This is a genomic window from Flagellimonas chongwuensis, from assembly GCF_013376415.1.
Classification (GTDB): Bacteria; Bacteroidota; Bacteroidia; order Flavobacteriales; family Flavobacteriaceae; genus Flagellimonas; species Flagellimonas chongwuensis.
On record NZ_WYET01000004.1, the window covers coordinates 1,110,731 to 1,133,557 of the forward strand.

At 42.7% G+C, this 22,827-nt stretch carries 15 protein-coding genes; 12 read left to right on the forward strand and 3 right to left on the reverse strand.

Features of this window, described 5'->3' with window-relative positions; translation table 11 throughout:
• The first annotated feature begins 94 nt into the window (after window positions 1–94).
• From GUA46_RS12075 to GUA46_RS12130, 12 genes are all read left to right on the forward strand, one after another.
• Window positions 95–3,334, forward strand: a complete 3,240-nt coding sequence (locus GUA46_RS12075; RefSeq protein WP_176620695.1) for a glycoside hydrolase family 2 TIM barrel-domain containing protein — start codon at window positions 95–97, stop codon at window positions 3,332–3,334.
• Between the two features lie 19 nt (window positions 3,335–3,353).
• Window positions 3,354–5,675 carry a glycoside hydrolase family 20 protein gene (locus GUA46_RS12080; protein ID WP_176620696.1) on the forward strand — a complete coding sequence of 774 codons (2,322 nt, stop codon included), beginning with the start codon at window positions 3,354–3,356 and terminating at the stop codon, window positions 5,673–5,675.
• Between the two features lie 12 nt (window positions 5,676–5,687).
• Complete coding sequence (locus GUA46_RS12085; protein ID WP_176620697.1) at window positions 5,688–7,172, forward strand: alpha-L-fucosidase; 1,485 nt, start codon at window positions 5,688–5,690, stop codon at window positions 7,170–7,172.
• A 17-nt stretch (window positions 7,173–7,189) separates the two neighbouring features.
• Window positions 7,190–8,518 carry an L-fuconate dehydratase gene (locus GUA46_RS12090; RefSeq protein ID WP_176620698.1) on the forward strand — a complete coding sequence of 443 codons (1,329 nt, stop codon included), beginning with the start codon at window positions 7,190–7,192 and terminating at the stop codon, window positions 8,516–8,518.
• Window position 8,519: 1 nt separating this feature from the next.
• Window positions 8,520–9,296, forward strand: a complete 777-nt coding sequence (locus GUA46_RS12095; protein ID WP_176620699.1) for an SDR family NAD(P)-dependent oxidoreductase — start codon at window positions 8,520–8,522, stop codon at window positions 9,294–9,296.
• A gap of 9 nt (window positions 9,297–9,305) precedes the next feature.
• Window positions 9,306–10,163: a fumarylacetoacetate hydrolase family protein gene (locus GUA46_RS12100; protein WP_176620700.1), complete on the forward strand. Its 858-nt coding sequence runs from the start codon at window positions 9,306–9,308 to the stop codon at window positions 10,161–10,163.
• A 95-nt stretch (window positions 10,164–10,258) separates the two neighbouring features.
• Window positions 10,259–12,922, forward strand: a complete 2,664-nt coding sequence (locus GUA46_RS12105) for a glycoside hydrolase family 3 N-terminal domain-containing protein (protein WP_176620701.1) — start codon at window positions 10,259–10,261, stop codon at window positions 12,920–12,922.
• Between the two features lie 62 nt (window positions 12,923–12,984).
• Window positions 12,985–13,827 (forward strand): amidohydrolase family protein, encoded by an 843-nt coding sequence (locus GUA46_RS12110; protein WP_176620702.1) that lies wholly within the window; start codon window positions 12,985–12,987, stop codon window positions 13,825–13,827.
• Window positions 13,828–13,880: 53 nt separating this feature from the next.
• Entirely contained in the window at window positions 13,881–14,660 is a 780-nt protein-coding gene (locus tag GUA46_RS12115) for an SDR family oxidoreductase (protein WP_176620703.1), read from the forward strand.
• 10 nt (window positions 14,661–14,670) lie between these two features.
• On the forward strand, window positions 14,671–15,987 hold the full coding sequence (gene fucP, locus GUA46_RS12120; RefSeq protein WP_176620704.1) for an L-fucose:H+ symporter permease: 1,317 nt from the start codon (window positions 14,671–14,673) through the stop codon (window positions 15,985–15,987).
• Entirely contained in the window at window positions 15,975–16,313 is a 339-nt protein-coding gene (locus GUA46_RS12125) for an L-rhamnose mutarotase (RefSeq protein WP_176620705.1), read from the forward strand. Before fucP ends, GUA46_RS12125 begins: the two co-directional genes overlap by 13 nt.
• 5 nt (window positions 16,314–16,318) lie before the next feature.
• Window positions 16,319–17,482: an alpha-hydroxy acid oxidase gene (locus tag GUA46_RS12130; RefSeq protein WP_176620706.1), complete on the forward strand. Its 1,164-nt coding sequence runs from the start codon at window positions 16,319–16,321 to the stop codon at window positions 17,480–17,482.
• 915 nt (window positions 17,483–18,397) lie between these two features.
• Here GUA46_RS12130 and GUA46_RS12135 read toward each other — a convergent pair.
• Genes GUA46_RS12135 through GUA46_RS12145 form a run of 3 tightly spaced genes read right to left on the reverse strand, consistent with a single transcriptional unit; the run spans window position 18,398 to window position 22,812 of the window.
• Window positions 18,398–20,749 carry a GH92 family glycosyl hydrolase gene (locus GUA46_RS12135; RefSeq protein ID WP_176620707.1) on the reverse strand — a complete coding sequence of 784 codons (2,352 nt, stop codon included), beginning with the start codon at window positions 20,747–20,749 and terminating at the stop codon, window positions 18,398–18,400.
• Window positions 20,750–21,901, reverse strand: coding sequence for an MFS transporter (locus tag GUA46_RS12140; protein WP_108244901.1), 1,152 nt, complete (start codon window positions 21,899–21,901; stop codon window positions 20,750–20,752). It abuts the gene before it with no gap.
• Window positions 21,901–22,812, reverse strand: a complete 912-nt coding sequence (locus GUA46_RS12145; RefSeq protein WP_108244900.1) for an ROK family protein — start codon at window positions 22,810–22,812, stop codon at window positions 21,901–21,903. The genes GUA46_RS12140 and GUA46_RS12145 overlap by 1 nt, the downstream gene beginning before the upstream one ends.
• Window positions 22,813–22,827 lie beyond the last annotated feature (15 nt).

Sequence of the window (22,827 nt, forward strand, 5' to 3'; positions counted from 1 at the left end):
TGGCCAATGAAGGTACAAGTTGAGTTAGTTTTAGTTTAGTTTGAGGAATCGCCTTGGCCGACCATCCCAAGGTGATTCTTCTTAAAAGGGAAAAGTGAGAAGGGAAAAGAAAAAATATATCCGCGTAATCATATTTATTATTTTTTGTTTGGGTCTATTCCATTTGGGCATTGCCCAAGAGGAAAACAGTATCAATTTGTCTGGGGAATGGTCCGTGAGCTTGGAGCATTATTCTGGCGATGAGGGCAGCTTGGAGGATATCAAAAACAAGCACGGGAAAATCGATTTGCCGGGCACTTTGGCAGAACATGGTTTTGGCATTGAAACAACAGGTGCCTCCAAAGGGGTTTTGACCCCTACCCATAAATTTATTGGAACAGCCAGTTATAAGAAACATATTGATATTCCAAAGGAATGGAAAAACAAAAAAATCCTCCTTTTTTTAGAAAGGGTCTTATGGCAGTCCCAGGTTTACATTGACGGAACACCCTTAAGCACGCAAAACGCCTTGGGCACACCCCATATCCACAATTTGGGAAAATTATCCATTGGCCCACATGAACTGGAAGTAAGGGTAAACAACGACATGATCTTCAATATTGGAGACAAAGGCCATGCCTATAGTGAATCCACCCAGACCATTTGGAACGGCTTGGTAGGTGCTATCAAATTACAATCCAAAGATCCAAGCCACATAAAAGCCTTGAAGACCATACCGAATATTGATGACGACCAATTAAAAATAGTTTTGGATGTAGAGGCGGAACTATCAGAAAAGACAAAGATCCAAATAGCAATTGAAGATATCGGATCACATCAAGTACTGTTGAAAAAGATGGTTCGTGCCGAATTGTTGCAAGGAAAACACCATCAAGAAATCATACTAGACCTCAAAGGCAAACTAAAAAAGTGGAGTGAGTTCGACCCCAATGTCTATAGATTGAAAGCATCCTTAAGCTCCAAGAGTTCCTTTGATACAAAAGAAACGGAATTTGGGTTCAGGGAAGTTGATCATGATGGCACCCATGTTCTCATCAATGGAAAACCCATATTTCTGAGAGGGAATCTCGATAACGTGCACTTCCCCTTGACAGGCTATCCATCCACAAAATTGGAGGATTGGGAGAATATCTTCAAAACCTATAAGGATTATGGCCTCAATCATGTACGATTCCATTCGTGGTGCCCCCCTGAAGCAGCTTTTAAAGCAGCGGACAGAATCGGGATATATATTCAGGCTGAGGCTTCGGTATGGATAGATTCTTGGATGAATGAGGACATGGTGGCAAAGGGAAGACCTGAAATGGAGACCAAAGGACACCCCAAAGGATTGGGGTACAATTCTGAACGTGATGAATGGGTACAAGCCGAGATGAACCGAGTGGTGGAATATTATGGAAACCACCCATCATTTATCATGTTTTGCATAGGCAACGAATTGGGAAGTTCTAACTTCGACCAGATAAAAACCTGGATCGGTGATCTAAAGAAGAAAGATGATAGAAGGTTGTATTCAGGGTCCACGGCCCGTCAGATAACGGACCAAGATGATTTTGTGGTCACCCATCTTGTACAGAACGTAGGTTGGACCAGAGGATTGAACGGTGCCCACACGAATTGGGATTTTGAAAAGGCCTATTCCCAAATGGACATTCCCACTTTGGCCCATGAAATAGGACAATGGCCCGTTTATCCCAAATGGAGCGAAATAGATAAATATACGGGAGTGCTGAAGGCAAGAAACCTGCAAGAGTTCAAGGAAGTGGCACAGAAAAACGGCATTGTCGACCAAGATGAAAAGTTCCACAAAGCTTCCGGTGCATTGAACCAGATCATGTACAAATACGAAATAGAATCTTTCCTGAGGACCAAGAGCTGTGCAGGGATACAGTTATTGAGCATGCAGGACTATCAAGGCCAGGGAGAGGCTTTGGTCGGGTGGTTGGATGTTTTTTGGGACAACAAGGGCATTACCACCCCAAAAGAATTCAAAGAGCACCATAGTGAAGCCGTGCCATTGTTGCGCATGGAGAAGTTCGTTTGGGAAAGTGGGGAACTGTTTCGGGCGAACGTCCAGCTTTCCCACTACGGAAACCATTCTATAAAAGATGCCATTGCAACGGGTAAGATCACAACAAAAGAAGGGAAGGTATTGCTCCAAAAAGAATGGGACTTGGAAGAGGTCGCAATCGCAGATTTGCAAGATGTCGGTACCATGGAACTGGAATTGGGCAGCATCCAAAAAGCCCAAGAACTGAACATTGAAGTGGCCATTAAAGACACACCATATGTAAACCATTGGAGCATTTGGGTATTTCCTTCAAAATTACCACTGCTCAATAACGAAGATGTGGTGATAGTGGACGAAATGGACACCAACACGCTGGAATTGCTCAACAAAGGGACCAAGGTTTTATTGATGGCCCATGATTTGGGCACCCAAAAGAACAGTGTTCCCTTTAACTTTTATCCACTTTACTGGTCCTATACCTATTTTCCCGGCCAGGGAAAAACAAGTCTGGGAATGCTCATTGACGACAAGCATCCGGCACTTGCTCAATTTCCGACTTCCTTCCACAGTGATTGGCAATGGGAACCATTTGACAAAAAAGCCAAGGGCTTTGTATTGAACAGCATGCCATCTGCATACAAACCCATTGTACAATTGGTGGATGATTTTCATAGGAACAACAAGGAGGGGTTGATATTTGAATTTAAGGTAGGCCAAGGAAAGTTATTGGTTTGCGGGTTTGACCTCAATGGGGAAAACGTGGTGGCCAAACAATTAAAGCAAAGCCTTTTATCCTATATGTCTTCGGATAATTTCAATCCTCAAGAAGCCGTTTCCCCTGCTTTTTTAATTGAAAATTTCTCCAATGCCCCGGAAGAGGACCAGAAAACCAACACGCTATTAAGGGTGAAGGCCGCGGATTTGGCCAAACCCAACACGGAGCAAAATGTTTGGTCAAAAGATGTGGATAAGATTGAGATCAAGGACAAAAACACAGACTATTCGGTACGCTTGGACAGACTCGTTGCCAATCAAGGTGTTTCAGTTTGGCAAGGAAATAAAATAGAGGTCAACATTGATTGTCCAGATGGGTTTTTAGGAACTTTGTATGTCCTTTTGGAAAATATGGGAAATGAAAGTGACCCTGTTGTCCTGGAATTCGAAGGCAGGAAAAATAGTATATCACCAAAGCCCCACGATAGTAAATGGGTAAAATTCCATGTAATGCGGGAGGACAGCAATGACGGAAAACTAAAGTTAAAGGGGTTTGCAAGAAAGGACAAGAACATCTCTATTTCGCAAATAATCCTTAATCAGGAATAAATATTTGATAGATAAATAAATGAAAATCATATATAAAATAGGCCTATTGGCAGTAGCTTCAACACTGATGCTATGCAAGGAAACCTCACAAAAAGTGTTCACGGAGAATGACATCTCCATCATACCAAAACCAAACGATGTCCAATTGGGCGACGGCCAATTTGAATTTAATAACGACACTAAATTGGTAGTGATCAATGAGAACCAAAAAGCAGTTTCAGAAATATTGGCTGACCGCTTTCGGCAAATTGTAGGCTACCAAATGGAGATTGTCGGAGAGATGCCCTCTTCCAATTACATCCATTTTGTTTATGATGAAAAAGTAAATGATGAGGCCTATGAACTTGTAGTGGAAAAGAAAGGAATAAACATCTACGCCAAGGACAACGGCGGATTTTTATATGCCATTGAAACCATATTCCAGCTTTTGCCCCCGACAATTGAAGATAACAATGCAGCCTCGCAATGGGTTATCCCGTCCGTTCACATAAAGGACGGGCCAAGATTTCAACACAGGGGTGTCATGCTCGATCTCTCAAGACATTTTTTTGGAAAGGATTACATAAAAAAGACCATCGACCGCTTGGCCATGCACAAGTTCAATGTATTGCACCTGCATTTGGTGGATGACCAAGGATGGCGAATCGAAATCAAGAAGTATCCCAAACTTACTGAAGTTGGTGCTTGGCGGGTAGACCAAGAGGATGCCCCGTGGAACGGTAGAAAAATCAATGACCCCAGTGCAAAGGGCACTTACGGAGGGTATTTAACACAAGATGAACTCAAGGAAATAGTGGCCTATGCCCAGAACAGGAATATTGAGATAATCCCTGAAATAGAAATGCCTGCCCATGTCAGTTCGGCCATTGCTTCCTATCCGGAATTGGCCTGTTTTGATCAAGACATCGCGGTACCTTCAGGTGGCCTATGGCCCATAACGGATATTTACTGTGCCGGAAAGGAAACCACATTCACTTTTTTGGAAGATGTATTGGACGAAGTGATGGAAATCTTCCCATCTTCCTATATCCATATCGGAGGGGATGAGGCAACAAAGACAAATTGGAAAAAATGTCCCCACTGCCAAAAAAGAATCAAAGAGGAAGGACTGAAGGATGTGGATGAACTGCAGAGTTACTTCGTAAAGAGAATTGAAAAATATATCAACTCCAAGGGCAAAAAATTGATCGGTTGGGATGAGATTTTGGAAGGTGGCCTGGCCCCTGAGGCAACGGTCATGAGTTGGAGGGGCACCGAAGGAGGCCTGAAAGCGGCCCAAGAAGGCCATGATGTTATAATGACCCCTGAATCCTATTGCTATTTTAATTTCTACCAAGGCCCACAGGATTTGGAGCCTTTGGCCTTCAATGCCTATCTTCCGTTGAGCAAAGTCTACCAGTTTGAACCCATGGTTGACGATTTAAAACCGGAAGAGGCCGAACATATATTGGGCGGTCAGGCAAATCTTTGGTCCGAATACATTACGACTCCCGAAGCATCGGAATATATGCTGTACCCCCGTTTGTCAGCAATGTCCGAAGTACTGTGGAGCAAAAAGGAGTCCAGAGACTGGAAAGATTTCACAAGACGGCTAGAAAAACAGTTTGAACGCTATGACAGCATGGGCATCAACTATTCCAAAAGTGCTTATTTGATAACCTCAACGGCCACGGTTGATATGGATAAAAATGAAATATCGCTATTGCTGGCCAATGAATTTCCAGACCCCGACATCCGTTATGTGCTGGGAAATGATGAATTGGACGAAGAGAGCGAACAATACACCGCACCTATAAAAATTTCAGAAACAACGGTTGTCAAAGCTTCACTTTTCAAGAACGGAGAACCTGTCGGAAGAATCTTTACCGATACCATTAAATTTCACAAGGCCTTTGCCAAAAAGTTGGATTTCAAAAAACCATACAATAAAAATTACACGGGAGACGGCCCTCTTTCATTGGTAAATGCTATAAGGGGATCGAGAAATTTCCATGATGGCCAATGGCAAGCTTGGATACCCCATGATATGGAAGTGGTCATCAATCTTGAAGAACCGCAGCAAATCCATGAAGTCATATTGGGAACCTTGGAAAATCAGGGGGCCGGTATCCACTACCCCACCTCGGTATCCGTGGCCGTGTCAACCGATGGAAAAAATTTCAACGAAGTGGGCAAATATGATAGAGCGTTCAGGGTAAATCCAAATGCTGAATCAATGGACATCAACATCAATTTTGATACAACCACCGCTCAATACATAAGGGTAATCGCCACGAACTTAAAAAAAAGCCCCATAGGTGGGAGTTCCTGGTTGTTCGTGGATGAAATTTTAGTAAACTAACAATACAGACCCATGCAAAAATTAGCATTGATATTCATATTTCTCTGTTCGGCCATTTTATCCGGGCAGGCCATTTATGAGGATGAGAGGTATGTACCCGAAACGGATACATTGGTTTTACAGAACCTTGGGCATTGGCAGGATAAAAAGTTTGGATTGCTGATGCACTGGGGCGCGTATAGCCAATGGGGCATCGTGGAATCTTGGTCGCTATGTCCAGAAGACTACGGCTGGTGCGAACGTAACAAGGGAAGCGACCCTCAAAACTATTTTCAATATGTAAAAGATTATGAAGCGCTAAAGAACACGTTCAACCCCATAAAATTCAATCCTGAAAATTGGGCAAAGGCAGCTGAATACGCTGGAATGAAATATATGGTTTTCACCACCAAACACCATGATGGATTTTCAATGTTCGATAGCAAATACACCGATTATAAGGTTACCGATGCGGCATGTCCCTTTAGTACCCATCCGAGGGCGAACATTACCAAAGAAGTTTTTGATGCTTTCAGGAAGAATGATTTTTGGGTCGGCGCCTATTTTTCCAAACCCGATTGGAACCATGATAATTATTGGGACCCCAATTTTCCCCCATTCGATAGAAATGTGAATTACGACCCTGCCCTATACCCTGAAAAGTGGCAAAAGTATGTGGATTTCACCCATAACCAAATCCTTGAACTGTTGACCGATTATGGAGATGTGGATATTCTATGGTTGGATGGTGGCTGGGTTCGTAAAAGAGATCAACAAAATATCGATGAAAATTATGCTGAAAAATTCTTGGAAAACAAGGCAAACAATGGGTTCATCAAACATAGGATTGTAAATCAAGACATCAATATGGACGAATTGGTGGTCAAGGCACGCCAAAAACAACCGGGTCTCATTGTCGTGGATCGCGCGGTCCATGGCAAGAACCAAAACTACCTTACTCCTGAAAACAGGGTGCCAGAGAAGACTTTACCCTATCCCTGGGAATCCTGTATCATTTCGGGTGGAGGTTGGTCCCATACCCCAAATGCAGAGTACATGACAGGGAGGGAGGGCATCCATATGCTCATAGATATTGTGGCCAAAGGAGGCAACCTCTTGTTAAACATAGCCCCGGGACCTGATGGCGAATGGCAACAGGGGGCATATGATCTGTTGAAAGCTTATGGTGATTGGATGAAGGTAAATGAGTCTGGAATTTATAACACCCGGCCCATTGCCCCGTTCAAAGAAGATAATATCTGTATGACCCAAAATAAAGAAGGCAATATTTTTCTATTCTATATGGCGAAGGATGATGAAAATAAAGTGCCGGCCGAGCTACAGATAACATCCATTGATCCTAAAGCCGGTACCAAGATTACAATGTTAGGTTCGGATGAAGCGTTGAGATGGAAAAAAATGAACAAAGGTTTTAAAATTACAATTCCCGAAAAATTACGAAATAATCTACCTTGCAAAGAGGCATGGACATTTAAAATAGAGGAGATAAACCACTAAATATATTTACATACTTAATGGAAAAATTACTAATAACCGCAGTCGAGACCAAAGATGTACGATTCCCTACCAGTGCTTCATTGGACGGGTCGGATGCGATGAATCCAGACCCGGATTATTCCGCGGCTTATGTTATATTAAAAACCAACCATCCCGATGGCTTGGAAGGTCATGGCCTTACGTTTACCATTGGCCGAGGCAACGAAATCTGTGTCAACGCCTTAAATGCATTGGCTCCCTTGCTCATTGGAAAAAGTCTGGATTCCTTCACTGAAGACATGGCGGGCTTTTGGAGAATGATAACCGGTGACAGCCAGCTGCGATGGTTAGGCCCCGAGAAAGGGGTAATACATTTGGCAACAGGTGCCTTGGTAAATGCTGTTTGGGATCTCTATGCAAAGAAAGAGAAAAAACCACTCTGGAAACTGCTTTCCGACATGTCGCCCGAAGAACTTGTCAGCTGTATCGATTTTACCTATATCACCGATGCAATAACACCGGAAGAAGCACTGTGCATCTTGCAAAAAAGTGCAGAAGGAAAGGCAGAAAGAATCGAGCATTTGCTGACAAACGGTTACCCGGCCTACACCACTTCGGTAGGTTGGTTGGGATATTCCGATGATAAAATGAGGCGACTGTGCCGTGAAGCAAAAACAGAAGGTTTCAAATATATGAAAATGAAGGTCGGCACCAATATTGAAGATGATATGCGTCGCGCGGCAATCATCAGGGAAGAAATAGGTGAAGACTTCAAGTTAATGATGGATGCCAACCAAAAGTGGGATGTGGATGAAGCCATAGAAAACATGTCGCTTCTCAAAAAATACAATCCTTGGTGGATAGAAGAACCTACAAGCCCTGATGATGTTTTGGGACACGCCACGATTGCAAAGGCCATAGCTCCCATAAAAGTTGCCACTGGCGAGCATTGTCAAAATCGGGTTATCTTCAAACAGCTTTTTCAGGCCAAAGCTTTTGAGGTATGTCAGATAGACAGTTGTAGGGTCGGCGGTGTGAATGAGATTCTTGCCATTTTATTGATGGCTGCAAAATTCAACATTCCCGTTTGTCCGCATGCTGGCGGTGTGGGTCTGTGCGAATATGTACAACACCTTTCCATGATCGATTTTATTGCCATAAGCGGAAGTATGGAAAACAGGGTCATAGAATACGTGGATCACTTGCACGAACACTTCCATGAACCGGTCGTCATTAAAAACGGTGCCTATATGCCTCCACAAGCGCCGGGCTTTAGCATTACCATGAAATCTTCGTCCTTGGAGAATTATGGTTTCCCCAACGGTGAAAAATGGAATAAACGAGAAGAACTGGAAGCAAACAAATAGCATGAAATTTAGTTTAAAAGGAAAAACAGCCATAGTAACTGGAGGAGGCAGCGGTATTGGGAAAGCAATTTCCCTGACTTTTGCCTCACAAGACGCAAAGGTCCATATTCTTGACTTTGACCATGCATCCTCCTTGGAAACAGTGGCTGAAATCAACAAGCTGGGAAAGCATGCCGTTGCGCATACATGTGATGTTTCAAATCAAGAAAAGGTAAATGACATCATTGCCCAAATTGGGGAAAATGGTTCTCTGGATATTCTGGTTAACAATGCGGGTATTGCCCATGTGGGAAACATAGAGGCTGTTTCTGAGCAGGATTTGGACCGATTGTACAATATCAATATCAAAGGGGTATACAATTGCAGCAAGGCCATTATTCCTTACATGAAGGAAAAGGGTCACGGTGTTATATTGAACCTTGCCTCTGTTGCGTCATCAGTGGGCATTAGCGATCGCTTTGCCTATTCGATGACCAAAGGTGCCGTCTTGACCATGACCTATTCCATTGCCCGTGATTATGTCGAGTATGGCATCCGCAGCAATTGTATTTCCCCAGGAAGAGTACACACGCCCTTCGTGGATGGATTTATCAAAAAAAACTATCCGGGCAACGAGGCGGAAATGTTTGAAAAACTTTCCAAGACCCAACCCATCGGGCGTATGGCCAATCCCCAAGAAATAGCTGATTTGGCACTGTTCCTTTGTTCAGATGAGGCTAAATTCATTACCGGAACGGATTACCCCATCGATGGTGGGTTCATCAAATTAAAAGGTTAAAAAGAGAAAATGAAATTAATACGATTTGGAAAAACCGGTCAGGAAAAACCGGGCATAGAATTGACAGATGGGACAAGACTTGATGTATCTACATTTGGAATGGATTACAATGAGGACTTTTTCGGGAACAACGGAACGGAAAGGCTAAGTACCTGGCTAAGGGAACATCAATCGGACTGTCCTGTCATTGACAAGGAAATCCGTTTGGGGCCTCCTTTGGCAAGGCCTTCAAAACTAGTATGCGTAGGATTGAATTATTCAAAACATGCGGAAGAAGCTGGTATGGCCATTCCAAAGGAACCTGTACTTTTCTTTAAGTCCACCACTGCCATATGTGGGCCCTATGACGAGGTCATCATTCCTAAAAATTCCACAAAGACCGATTGGGAAGTGGAACTGGCCATAGTAATCGGCAAAAAGGCCTCTTATTTGGAAAAATCCGAAGCATTAGATCATATCGCAGGCTATGTCCTGCACAATGACATCAGCGAAAGGGCTTTTCAAATTGAAAAGGAAGGACAATGGTGCAAAGGTAAGGGCTGTGATACATTCGCACCCCTTGGCCCGTTCATTGCCACCACGGATGAAATACAGGACCCGAACAATCTGGAATTGTGGTTGGATGTCAACGGTGAGCGTTTACAACATTCATCAACATCTGATTTTATTTTCAATGTCCAAGAAGTGGTTTCCTACATTAGCCAGTACATGACCCTTTTACCTGGGGACGTAATTTCCACGGGAACGCCTTTTGGGGTTGGTCTTGGCTTTGACCCCCCACGCTATCTGAAACCAGGAGATACCATGGAACTCGGCATTGAAGGTTTGGGATATTCAAAACAAACCTGTGTGGCATACAGCAAATAAGTAGCACTAACATTTCAATACGTGGAATTGTCAAAAACGACTTGGTTTTCGACAACCTTCATATTAACAATCATAAACTACTAATCAAGTTAATCATGGATAAGAATATCCAAAGAAAAACAATCATCGGATTTTGTTTGATGACGTGCATTTTTTGTCAAAACATATTCGGACAAACGGAAAATGATTATCGAAACCCAAAACTTCCCGTCGAAGAACGTGTGAACGACCTCCTGTCCAAAATGAGCCTGGAAGAAAAAATCCGGCAAATGGACATGTACAAAGGTGAGTTTTTCGTGGAGGGTCAAGATTTTTCCTTGGAGAAGGCAAAGAATAAAATCGGGAATCTTGGCGTTGGTGCCATCCATGACCTTTATCCTGAATCGGCTAATACCATCAACGAACTTCAGCGATTTGTAATCGATAGTAACAGATGGGGAATACCCGCTCTTATCATGGAAGAGATGCTGCACGGCTACATGGCAGAAGGGAGCACCGCATTTCCCATGAACATTGGACTGGGCGCAACATGGGACACCGAGCTCTTAAAGAAAGTTGGTGAAGTGATCGGTACTGAAGCAAGGGCACACGGTGTCCATTTTGGCTTGGGTCCAAATTTGGATATTGGTCTAGAACCCCGTTGGGGAAGGATTGCCGAAACCTTTGGCGAAGATGTTTATTTAGCCGGCGAGCTGGGGACAGCAATGGTCCAAGGTCTTCAAGGGGAGAGTCTTGCCTCAAATCGTTCTATTATTGCAGAACCCAAGCATTTTGCCGTACATGGCATACCCCAGGCAGGGGGAAACTCCTCTCCCACCCTAGTTGGTGAGCGTGCAGCCCGGGAAAGCTTTTTGCCCTCCTTTCAGAAAGCTTTTCAGAAAGGGGGAGCTTTGGGAACTATGTGTGCCTATTCCGAACTTGATGGCATTCCTTGTGCTTCAAACCATTGGTTACTGACGGAGGTTTTGAGAAATGAATATGGCTTTAAGGGCATTGTGGTTTCCGACCTTGGAGCCATCAAATACCTACAGACCACCCATAACGTTTCCGACTCACCGAAGGAAAGTATCCGACAGGCAGTATCGGCAGGAGTGGACATGCAATTTTATGATTTTAGCAATGAGTATTGGCAGGACACTTTGATAGAATTGATAAAGGAAGGTCAATTGAGCATGAAAGATATCGACAGAGCTGCCGGAGGTGTGCTACGACTTAAATTTATGCTTGGCCTCTTTGAAGACCCCTACACAAGTGAAAAATTGATCAAGGAGCGGTTTCATTCCGAAGCGAACCAAAAAATAGCCTTAGAAGCCGCTCTGAAGTCCATAGTATTGCTCAAAAACCAAGGCAAACTACTGCCATTGAACAAGGGTATCAAATCAATCGCAGTAATAGGACCCAATGCTGACGAATCCAGATTAGGGGGCTATTCTGTGAAGAACAAAGTGGGCACAACTGTTCTAGAAGGCATCAAACAAGCAGTAGGTACACATACCAACGTACACTATGAAGAAGGTGTTCCCCTGATTGTAAAAGGTCAAATCATCCCTTCGGAATATCTGTTTGTGCCCGATGGATCGGAGAACGGACTGAAAGGAGAATATTTCAACAACAGGAATTTACGAGGTGAACCGAATTTGACAAGAATCGACAAGGAATTGGGATTTGATTGGCCATGGTCTCCCGGTGTAGGGGTAAACGATGACAATTTTTCCATTCGCTGGACGGGTTACATCAAAAGCGATAAAGCCTTTGACGGCTGGCTGGGTTTAAGCTCAGATGATGGTATACGGATGTGGCTGGATGACCAATTGGTTATTGACAATTGGAGAAAGGGAAGCACCAACATTGTTACAACACCAAAGAAAATAGAGGCCGGCAGAAAATACAAAGTCCGTATAGAAATGTGGGAAGGAGGCTGGGGAGCCAGGGCACATTTGAGATGGAACATGCAAAAGGTCGATTTCCAACCTGCAATTGATTTGGTCAGCAAGTCCGATGTGGCCATTGTTGTTCTGGGAGAATCCAAGGAATTGGTAGAAGAAAACAGGGACGTTGCCACCTTGGACCTTCATGGTTTACAAAACGAATTCATCCAGGCCATCCAACAAACAGGAAAACCGGTTGTCTGTGTATTGCTCAATGGACGCCCACTTTCCATCAACTGGATCCAGGACAATGTCCCGGCAGTAGTTGAGGCATGGTTTCCCGGAGAACTCGGTGGAAAGGCCGTAGCTCAAATGCTTTTCGGGGACTATAACCCCAGTGGTAGATTGCCCGTTACCTTTCCAAAGTCTGTGGGACAATTACCCATCTATTACAATCAAAAGCCTTCAGCAATCCATAGATATGTCAGTGAAAGTGAAAATCCATTATACACATTTGGACATGGTTTGAGCTATACCACCTTTGAATATTCCGATATAAAAGTGGCCACTCCCGAAATACAGAAGGATGAAAATGCCATAGTTACGGTATCTGTAAAGAACAATGGAGACCATGATGGGGAAGAGGTGGTACAACTTTACATCAATGATGTTTACAGTAGCGTGACCACTCCTGAAAAAACATTAAAAGGCTTTAAAAGAATCTTTATCAAGAAAGGAGAAACCAAAGAAATTACCTTTATCCTGACTCCTGAAGAGCTCTCCTTATGGAACAAGAACATGGAAAATGTAGTTGAGCCAGGTGAGTTTGAGGTAATGATCGGAGGAAACAGTACCGATTTGATAAAAACAAGGTTTACGGTAATGCCGTGATAGGTATTTCCAGAGCAACAACAATATGTTGATTTGCCGTCCGTACTTTACTATTGAACTATATGAGTGAACTAAAAATCGACAGTCATCAACACTTTTGGAAATATCATCCAAACATACATGAGTGGATGGATTCCTCCATGGAAATCATTAAAAATGATTTTATGCCTGCCGATCTGCACCCTTTGCTTCAAAAAAACAATATTGATGGCTGTGTCGCCGTTCAAGCGGATCAATCCGAAACGGAGACTTTATTTTTGTTGAACCTTGCGAAAGAAAACCAGTTTATAAAGGGAGTTGTGGGCTGGTTGGACCTTTGTGCTGAAGATATTGATATTAAACTCGAGAAATATTCAAAATATGAGGCTCTTAAAGGGCTCAGGCACATAGTTCAAGATGAGCCAGATAAAAATTTCATGCTCCGCCCCAATTTTAAAAATGGGATTTCCTTGTTGGGAAAATACAATCTTGCCTATGATATTTTGATTTACCAAGAACAATTGCCCGCTGCCCTGGAACTTGTCAAAACTTTTCCGGAACAGGCATTTGTATTGGACCATATGGCAAAACCTGTAATCGATGGAAAAGTTGATCCTGTATGGGCCAGTTACATCTCAGAACTTGGAAAACATAAAAATGTTCATTGTAAAGTTTCGGGCATGGTAACGGAGACAAAATGGGGCACATGGCAAAAAAACGACTTTGTTCCCTATCTCGACCAGGTTTTTGGGTCCTTTGGGCCTGATAAAATCCTGTTTGGTTCGGATTGGCCGGTGTGCCTTCTCTCTGCCCAGTATTATGAAGTTGTGGATATTGTGGAAAACTATCTGGTGCATTTGCCGAGCACTGTTCGCAAAAAGGTTATGGGATTGAATGCCATAAAATTTTATAACCTTACCTTATAAAGTATGGATGGACGATCAATCAAATTAAAAACAGAATATCACATTAACGGCGTATGGATTTAGTATTAAAGGATAAAGTAATATTGGTCACCGGGGGTGACAAAGGCATTGGAAAAGGAATCTCCTGTGCCTTGGCGGAAGAAGGTGCTATTCCGGTCATTATTGGAAGAAATGAAAAAGATGTGCTTTCCACCGTTGAAGAAATCAAAGAAAAAGGGGGCATGGCATTTCATGCCATTGTAGAACTGACTGATTCCGAACAATGCAAAAAAGCCATCGATAAGACCATTGCCCACTATGGACGAATCGATGGCCTGGTCAACAATGCGGGAGTCAATGACGGTGTCGGACTGGAGCATGGCAATTATAAAGATTTCCTTCGCTCTCTGGAGCGCAATGTCGGACATTATTACGTTATGGCCCATTATGCTCTGCCCCATCTGAAAAAGAACAAAGGAAGCATTGTAAACATTGGCTCCAAAACTTCCTTTACAGGACAAGGGAATACCTCTGGTTATTGTGCCGCCAATGGAGCCAGAAATTCACTGACCAGGGAATGGGCACTGGAACTACTTCCCTATTCCATCCGGGTCAATGCTGTAATCGTAGCGGAGGCTTTGACCCCGCAATATAAACGGTGGATAAGCTCCTTTGAAAATTCAGAGGAAAAATTCAAGGGGATCATCAAAAACATTCCTCTGGAAAACAGGATGACAACCGTCGAGGAAATAGCAAATACAGTTGCATTTCTACTATCAAAAAAATCCAGCCACACGACCGGGCAGCTCATTTTCGTAGACGGCGGCTATACCCATTTAGATCGTGCCCTCTAAAATCATAACAATGAAAAAGCCAAAAACAGTTTCAAGAGAGGTTCTTGTCCCATTTATCTTGATTACTTCCCTCTTTGCGCTCTGGGGGTTCGCAAATGCCGTTACCGACCCTATGGTCCAAGCTTTCAAAAAGGTTCTTGAACTTTCCAATTCCCAAGCGGCATGGGTACAAATGGCATTTTATGGAGGTTATTTTTGCATGGCCCTCCCGGCGGCACACTTTGTAAGAAAGTATTCCTATAAAATCGGGGTCTTGATCGGACTGGCTCTCTATGCCCTTGGAGCACTTATGTTCTATCCCGCAGCCATCACTGAAAAGTTTTGGTTCTTTTGTTTGAGTCTATACGTCCTAACTTTTGGATTGGCCTTTCTGGAAACTACCGCCAACCCCTATATCTTGGCCATGGGCAATAAAGAAACAGCCACGCAACGCCTTAACCTTGCCCAAGTATTCAATCCCATTGGATCTCTTTTGGGGTTATTGGTGGCCCAACAATTCATACTGAAAAAATTGGAATCGGATGACATCATGGACTACGGGTCCTTGGAGATGGCCAAAAAAGTAATGATTCGTACATCTGATTTAATCGTCATTAGGGACCCCTATGTTATTTTGGGCCTTGTGATTCTCTTGGTCTTTGTGCTAATTTCCATCAGTAAGATGCCCCAGGCCAAAGGAGATGGTGATGTACCCCCTATCAAAGACATTGGCAAGACACTTCTCAAAAGACCAAGTTATGTTTCAGGGGTAATCGCACAAGTATTGTATGTAGGGGCACAGATCATGTGCTGGACCTACATATATCAATATGCTGAAGCCCAAGGAATTTCCAGTGATTCAGCTGCCAATTATCAATTCTTGGCCTTTGTTTTCTTTTTAGTTGGAAGGGCCATAGGCACATATATGCTACGTTTTTTCAGCCCTGGCAAATTGTTGATGTGTTTTGCCATATGTGCAGGGGTTGCGACCATTGGAACAATTTTCGTGCAAGGACAGATCGGGTTGTATTCCCTTGTTTGCATTTCACTTTTCATGTCGGTCATGTTCCCGACCATATATGGAATTTCCCTTGATAATCTGACAGAGGAAGAATCCAAATTGGGAGCGGCGGGGCTGGTCATGGCCATTGTCGGAGGAGCCTTGATGCCCAAGTTGCAGGGAATGATCATAGACCTTGGCGGAAGTGGGGTGACCGATATCAAAGTGATGGGGGTTCCCGAGGTCAATTTTTCGTTCATTTTACCCTTATGTTGCTTCGCATATATAACCTCATTTGGGTTTAAAACTTTTAAAAAAAATGAAAGGATAAAAAAATGGGAGATTTAAAAAGATATGGTTTGGCACTGGATTTAGTGGACGATAAGGAGAGCATCGCCACCTATGAGGCTTACCATAAAAATGTATGGCCCGAAGTTATTGAAAGCATAAAATCATCCGGTATTCACCATATGGAGATCTATCGAGCGGGCAACCGATTGTTCATGATAATGGAAGTTGATGATTCCTTCTCGTTCCAAAGGAAAAAAGAAGCGGATAGCAAAAATCCAAAGGTTCAGGAATGGGAGGCCCTCATGGGGGAATACCAAAGAGCCATTCCCGTTGCGAAACCTGGTGATAAATGGGTGGTAATGGATAAAATCTTTGATTTATAAAAAGTATGAGAAATCAAGAACAGATTGTATTCAATCCAAAATATCCCTCAATCAAAGATTTGAGGAAAAAAGCCCGTAAACGTATACCTAGATTTGCTTTTGACTATCTGGATGGAGGATGCAATGCAGAGGTTTGTTTACAAAAAAACATTTCGGACATAAGTGAAGTGGAATTACAGCCTCATTATTTGGACAAGTATACCGGAGCGGATATGACCACCGAACTCTTTGGCAAAGTCTACAACGCTCCTTTTGGAATTGCACCCATTGGGCTACAGGGACTCATGTGGCCAGGTTCACCTGAAATATTGGCCAAAGCTGCCCATAAACACAACATCCCCTTTATTTTGAGTACCGTGACCACGGCCAGCATCGAACGTGTCAGCGAAATTACCGAAGGTAATGCTTGGTTTCAGCTCTACCATCCTACCGAAAATAGTGTCCGTAACGATTTGATCAATCGTGCCGAAGCGGCAGGTTGCCCCGTATTGGTGCTTCTTTGTGATACACCCGTTTTTGGGTTTCGGCCAAAAGAAATAAAAAATGGGTTGTCCATGCCTCCCAAAATGAGTTTTTCCAACATGCTCCAAATTTTGGGCAAGCCGAGATGGGCCATGGAAACCCTACGGCACGGTCAGCCTAATTTTGAAGTATTGAAACCTTATATGCCAAAAGGATTGAACCTAAAACAACTGGGGTATTTTATGGACCAGACATTCAGCAAACGAATGGACATGGACAAAATAGCGGCCATAAGGGATATGTGGAAAGGAAAATTGGTTTTAAAGGGAGTGGTCACAGTTTCTGATGCTGAAAAAGCAATCTCATTGGGGCTTGATGGTATTATTGTTTCCAATCATGGAGGCAGACAATTGGATGCTGGTGGGTCCACAATCAGTTCTTTACAAAGTATCGTGGCCAAATATGGTGATCAAACTACCATTATGATGGACAGTGGGATTCGTTCTGGACCTGACATTGCAAGGGTTTTGGCCAGTGGGGCCCATTTTACTTTTATGGGTCGTCCATTCATGTACGGAACCGCTGCCTTGGGAAATTCAGGGGGAGACCACACCATTTCCCTTCTAAAAATACAACTAAAACAAGTGATGGAACAGATTGGGTGTCCAGATGTTGATCAAATGCCAGATTACCTATCCAAAATATAAAGCAGCTCTAAAACTTTTATGCAAATATGTCAAGACTGGAGAGAATGGCAAAAAAGTCAGGTCGCAATACGAAATCTATGATTGCCTGAAATCAAGATCTACACGATAATGGATAGAGGATTACAATACAAAGCATACCCATTCATCCATCGGGGAAATGCCGCCCAGGGAATACAAGAACCGTTTCGGGGGAAGAATTCTTCCCCCGAAACAAACGACATTAAGGATACTTTTATGAATTTAGCGATGTCCTAAAAGGGGTAAGGCTACAAAATGAAAAATATTCTTCGGTAACGGGCACCAATTTCTCCATACTGAAACGATACTTGGTATCCCTGGTATTTCCTGTCAATTGAGCAAAATCTTCCGTGGCATATTTTTTTCCTTTACCATATCTATCAAAACGCTTTATAAAATAGGACAGGCTACCGTCTTTGCCATTCTCATGGTCAGGTCCTCATTCTTCGGCAATTCGGGAAAAATATCATTTTGGGCTGTATGATATAGGTTCCGAATTGGTCCACAACTTTAAATTCTTGGTGGCCTACATAAATGTTAGCACTTAATTTACTTTGGTCACATAGGCGATATCCACGTTTCGCAACAATGGCAATTCAATTTCCAGAACCATGTTCACTACTTCCCCAAGGCATATTTCGTAAAGGTCGAACTCTTCCTTTTAGAAGGGATAATATCCGAGTTTAAGGTAGCTATTGACGTATTGATATGACTTTATCCTGCCATTGATTTGTTGAGTCACTTCAATATGGTTTTTTTATGATTTGGTCAAGGGATAATGGTTTAAGGAGAGTTCCCGATTCCACCCCGAATATTTATGTACTTGACCAAAAAAGCAGGCTCCCATAAGGAGCCTGCACTAACTAAACTACTAAATCAAATTAATTGAACTAAATTTTAATTGAACCATTCCTTATTGGGCTCAGGCCCTAATTGATACTCCAATTTCGCCCCATTTTTTAGTACATCGAGCGGTATCTGATTGGTACGGCTCTCCGAACCATTCACTTTAAGGGATTGTATGTAGTGATTTTTAGAGTGATTGTCCTTCGATTCAATTGTTATGGTACTTCCCCAACCTGATTGGATTTCTATTTTATCAAAGATTGGACTTGTCAATTGAAAACTCGGGTCTATATCCACCAATCCTTTTACATCAAACAAGCCAATGGCAGCCATATTGTACCAAGCCCCCAATTGTCCTTGATCTTCATCCTGACCATACCCATATCCATGAATGGGCTCCACACCATAAAAACCATCACAAATCTCCCTTATCCATTTTTGGGTTAGCCAAGGTTTGTTCGTAAAATTAAAGAGGTATGCAATATGCAGATTGGGCTGGTTCCCTTGATTGTACAAATAGTTCAATCCGGCAAAGGCATCAATCTGTTCACCACCAAACTTCGTTTTCTCAGACACCGTAAAAATGGAATCCAGTCTTTTTACAAACTTCTCCTCTCCCATCTTCTCTACAAGCTGCTTTGGTTGATGCGGTACATAGAAGGTGTACTGCCATGCATTTCCTTCTTGGTAGCCAATCCAAGGGGCAAAAGGATCAAAATCATCCAGAAAATTACCTGAGTCATCCTTTGGCCTAATGAAATCGGTTTGTTCATCATAAAGATTTCTCCAGTTCTCGGAAAGTTCCATCAATTCCTCATACTCCTTTTGCTTCCCCAAAGCTTTGGCAAACTGTGCCACCGCATAGGAACTGAAACAATACTCTAAGGTATGTGACACGGAAAAGCCAGAACCTTCAGGTGTGGTTTCCATGCCCGGGATATAACTGATATACCCATTTTCTACAAACCCTTTTAAATCCGTTTTACCGGCCCCTTCGATTCTATCTTTGTAACGGACCTCGTTTTCATAAGCGGCCTTAAAAGCCAGTTCCACATCGTAATCCCGAATACCTGCCTGATAAGCGGATGCAATCATCAAACTCACAAAGTTGGTGCCAACACCGGACACAAAACGGGAATTGGCCAAGCCATCTCCCATCCATCCGGAATTTTTATACACAGCAAGATGTGTCTGTACCAAATCGTTATAGTATTCAGGCCATGCCAGTGTCCATAATTGTGTGAGGTTCCAAAATGCTCCCCAAATTGCATCGGTATTATAGAAATTGAATTCTGGGTCTCCGTCGGCATCCAATGGAATTTGACCTATGCTTCCATCATTTTCTGGAAACTGTCCGTTTACATCATTTGCCAGTCCTCTACCTAACAGTGCATGGAACAAACCTGTGTAAAATTTCGTCTTGTTTACTGTTGAAGTGTCAGTGACCTTGATTTTTGAGAGTTCGTTTTCCCAAGTTTGTGTTGCTGTTGATAGCGCTTCATCAAATGTTAAATTCTCAGCTTCTGCATTGAGGTTTTCCAATGCATTCTCTGCTGAAGTATAGGAGAACCCTGCCTTGACTTCAATAGCTTCATCCTCTTCCGTTTTAAATCGAAGATAGATTCCAGCACCTTCACTTTTTTGATGAAGCACATCCTTGAATTGTTTATCGTGAATAAATGTTCCTGCCTCTTCTGCCTTTTTGCTTATCTCTCCTGCAACAAACATTTTTACCTCAGCACCTTGCTGATACTTTTGCACATATTTGGGGTACGTGATTACCCATCCCATGAATGTTTGATCTTCGGGATTATAAGTTACTTCGGCATCTTTTACATCGCCACTTTCACCCAACTCGTTACCGATGTCCAAAATAACATAGGCACTATCAGATTTTGGAAACGTGTATTTATGAAAACCTACGCGTTTTGTTGCCGTAAGCTCGGCCGTTACATCGTAATCTTTAAGCTTTACTTTGTAATAACCGGGGCGGGCAATTTCATCTTTCCTATCAAAACTGGAACGATAGCCTGTTTTGGGATTTTCCATATCTCCCGGGGTTGTTTTTAGATCCCCTGTAATGGCAGTGAACAAAAATCCTCCAATTTGAAACTCGTGCAGGTTTGCAAATCCTTCAATGGTGTTGTCCCTTGAATCATAGCCCGTAGCTTCCCAACCTTGCTCATTTCCCAGACTTCCATTCGTTGATGGCCCCAATTTTGCCATACCAAAGGGCATGGAAGCAGGTGTATAGAAAAACCAGCGGCTGTGGGCGGTTCCAATGTTCGGGTCCACATAGTTTATCGGGGAACTTTCTGCAATATCCTTTACTTTTTCAGCTTTTTTGGAAGTTTCGCAGGAAACCAGCAAAATGGCACAGGCAATTAAAAATCTATAAATCATTTAACCTCTTTTTTTAATAATATAATATGTAACAAAAACATATAGTGCCGATAGCACAAGCACTACAAAACTCAATTGAACTCCGAAGGATTTATTGATCAATCCCATGATCGGTGGTATAACCGCCCCTCCTACAACTGCCATGATCATCAATCCAGAGATTTCGTTGGCACGTTCGGGCATCTTGTTTACCGTAAGTGAAAAAATCAATGGAAAAAGATTTCCAGAGGTCAGACCAATCAGAAAAATAACCACTTGGGCCATCAGGCTCGATGTTGAAAAGACAAGGGCCACAAGTAACACAATGGTCAACAAGGACGACCAGTACAGAAACTTAAGATTATTAATTTTGGACAATAGGAGTGCGCCTAAAAACCGGGTTATCATCAATGCCGTAAAATAAATACTTATACCTATGGATGCCTGTTCCAAGCTTATCCCAAATTGGGATGTAAGCAGATTTTGAATATTGGTGTTCATACCTACATCAAGCCCAACAATCAAGAAAATGGCCAGCACCATGGCAGCAATAAATGGATTCTTCAATAGTTTGAGTGCCGAACCAAAGGTGGCCCTCTCTTCCGACGATGATTCTTCAATAGGAGTCAGCATTAACCAAAGCCCAGCAATCGAAGAAGTAATGCCATATACCAAGAACACGAGTTTCCAATCGCCATACCGAGATACGGCAAAGGTCACGATCAATGGGCCAACAAGTGAACTAATGGCCTTTATGAATTGGGATAGGCTCATGAAACTGGAAAAACGGTCCTTGGCCACTACATCTTGCAACAGCGGATTTGAGGAAACCTGAATGATGGTGTTCCCTATGCCCAGTAATACAAAGCACACCAGTAAAATTCCATAGGAATAGTATATGAATGGCAAGAACATGCCAACAGTGGTAAAAAGTATACCAAAGAGCAACACTTTACGCTTGCCTATATTATGCTGCAGCACACTAATGGGTATTGACAGGAAAAAAAACCATACAAACACCATGGAAGGTATGAGCTGTGCCATTTCCGGTGATAGGTTAAAATCACGTCGTGCAAAACCTGTGGATACCCCCACAATATCCACAAACCCCATAACGATGTAGCACAACAGTACAGGAAGTACAACCTTAAAATTCATCTTTTTTGTATCCATTACATCAATTTTAAGGTTTCTGCTATGCCTGCATAATAATCTTCATCCAACAAAAGGGCGCTTCCCATGATCGCCGCTTCCTCCCCAAATTCCGACACATAAATCTCATCGACACCCTTCAGCGCTTCTTTTAACGCAGGGCCAAAGAATTCGAACGCTTTGGAAATGTTACCTCCAAAAACTAAAACATCGGCTTCAAATTCCTCAATATAAGGGTTGATAAAATCAGCAAGTCTGGTTCCAAAATCGTTAAAGACTTTACGGGCATTGGCATCTACACCCACCAATTCGCAAAGTTCCTTTACATTTTTTAGCCTCTTACCCGTCTCTTCTTCAAAAGCATTGATAATTCCCCTTGTGGAGAAAAGATCATCGGCAAACACGTTTCGGTAATATTGGTTATAAAGGAAACCTCCTTCAGGAACTTGTTTATCCTTTATGATGGGCTTGCCGTTTAACAGAAAACTGGATCCCAATCCCGTTCCCAATGTTATCGCTATTGCTTTTCTAAATTTTGATGCTTTACCTATCAACGCCTCGGCAACGGAGAACGCGGTTGCATCATTTATAAATCTAATCTGGGAGGGCTGAACCTTAAGCCTATCGGCCAATTCCAAACGGAGATTGACATCGTATAGGGATTGAAGTTTTTCAACATCGGTGATTTTGCTAATTCCATTATAATAATCAAACGGACCGGGCATGGCCACTCCTATGCCGCTTATTGGTTTGCCCAGACCTTTAATGGTGGCCTGCAGTGCATCTACCCATCCGGTCAATATTTCTTCTTTTGAACCTTGGGAGTTTATCTTCTTATAAGAAAAGGTTTCCCTGCATAAGGTTTTGTTCTCATGGCTATACGCACAAGATGAAATATGGCTTCCTCCTATGTCAACTCCTATACTGAACATCTACTTTTTATTCAA

Excerpts from the sequence above, each read along its gene's own strand:
- GUA46_RS12080 (WP_176620696.1), top strand. The coding sequence starts at position 3,354 with ATGAAAATCATATATAAAATAGGCCTATTGGCAGTAGCTTCAACACTG.
- GUA46_RS12085 (WP_176620697.1), top strand. The coding sequence starts at position 5,688 with ATGCAAAAATTAGCATTGATATTCATATTTCTCTGTTCGGCCATTTTA.
- GUA46_RS12090 (WP_176620698.1), top strand. The coding sequence starts at position 7,190 with ATGGAAAAATTACTAATAACCGCAGTCGAGACCAAAGATGTACGATTC.
- GUA46_RS12095 (WP_176620699.1), top strand. The coding sequence starts at position 8,520 with ATGAAATTTAGTTTAAAAGGAAAAACAGCCATAGTAACTGGAGGAGGC.
- GUA46_RS12100 (WP_176620700.1), top strand. The coding sequence starts at position 9,306 with ATGAAATTAATACGATTTGGAAAAACCGGTCAGGAAAAACCGGGCATA.
- GUA46_RS12105 (WP_176620701.1), top strand. The coding sequence starts at position 10,259 with ATGGATAAGAATATCCAAAGAAAAACAATCATCGGATTTTGTTTGATG.
- GUA46_RS12110 (WP_176620702.1), top strand. The coding sequence starts at position 12,985 with ATGAGTGAACTAAAAATCGACAGTCATCAACACTTTTGGAAATATCAT.
- GUA46_RS12115 (WP_176620703.1), top strand. The coding sequence starts at position 13,881 with ATGGATTTAGTATTAAAGGATAAAGTAATATTGGTCACCGGGGGTGAC.
- fucP (WP_176620704.1), top strand. The coding sequence starts at position 14,671 with ATGAAAAAGCCAAAAACAGTTTCAAGAGAGGTTCTTGTCCCATTTATC.
- GUA46_RS12125 (WP_176620705.1), top strand. The coding sequence starts at position 15,975 with ATGGGAGATTTAAAAAGATATGGTTTGGCACTGGATTTAGTGGACGAT.
- GUA46_RS12130 (WP_176620706.1), top strand. The coding sequence starts at position 16,319 with ATGAGAAATCAAGAACAGATTGTATTCAATCCAAAATATCCCTCAATC.
- GUA46_RS12135 (WP_176620707.1), bottom strand. The coding sequence starts at position 20,749 with ATGATTTATAGATTTTTAATTGCCTGTGCCATTTTGCTGGTTTCCTGC.
- GUA46_RS12140 (WP_108244901.1), bottom strand. The coding sequence starts at position 21,901 with ATGGATACAAAAAAGATGAATTTTAAGGTTGTACTTCCTGTACTGTTG.
- GUA46_RS12145 (WP_108244900.1), bottom strand. The coding sequence starts at position 22,812 with ATGTTCAGTATAGGAGTTGACATAGGAGGAAGCCATATTTCATCTTGT.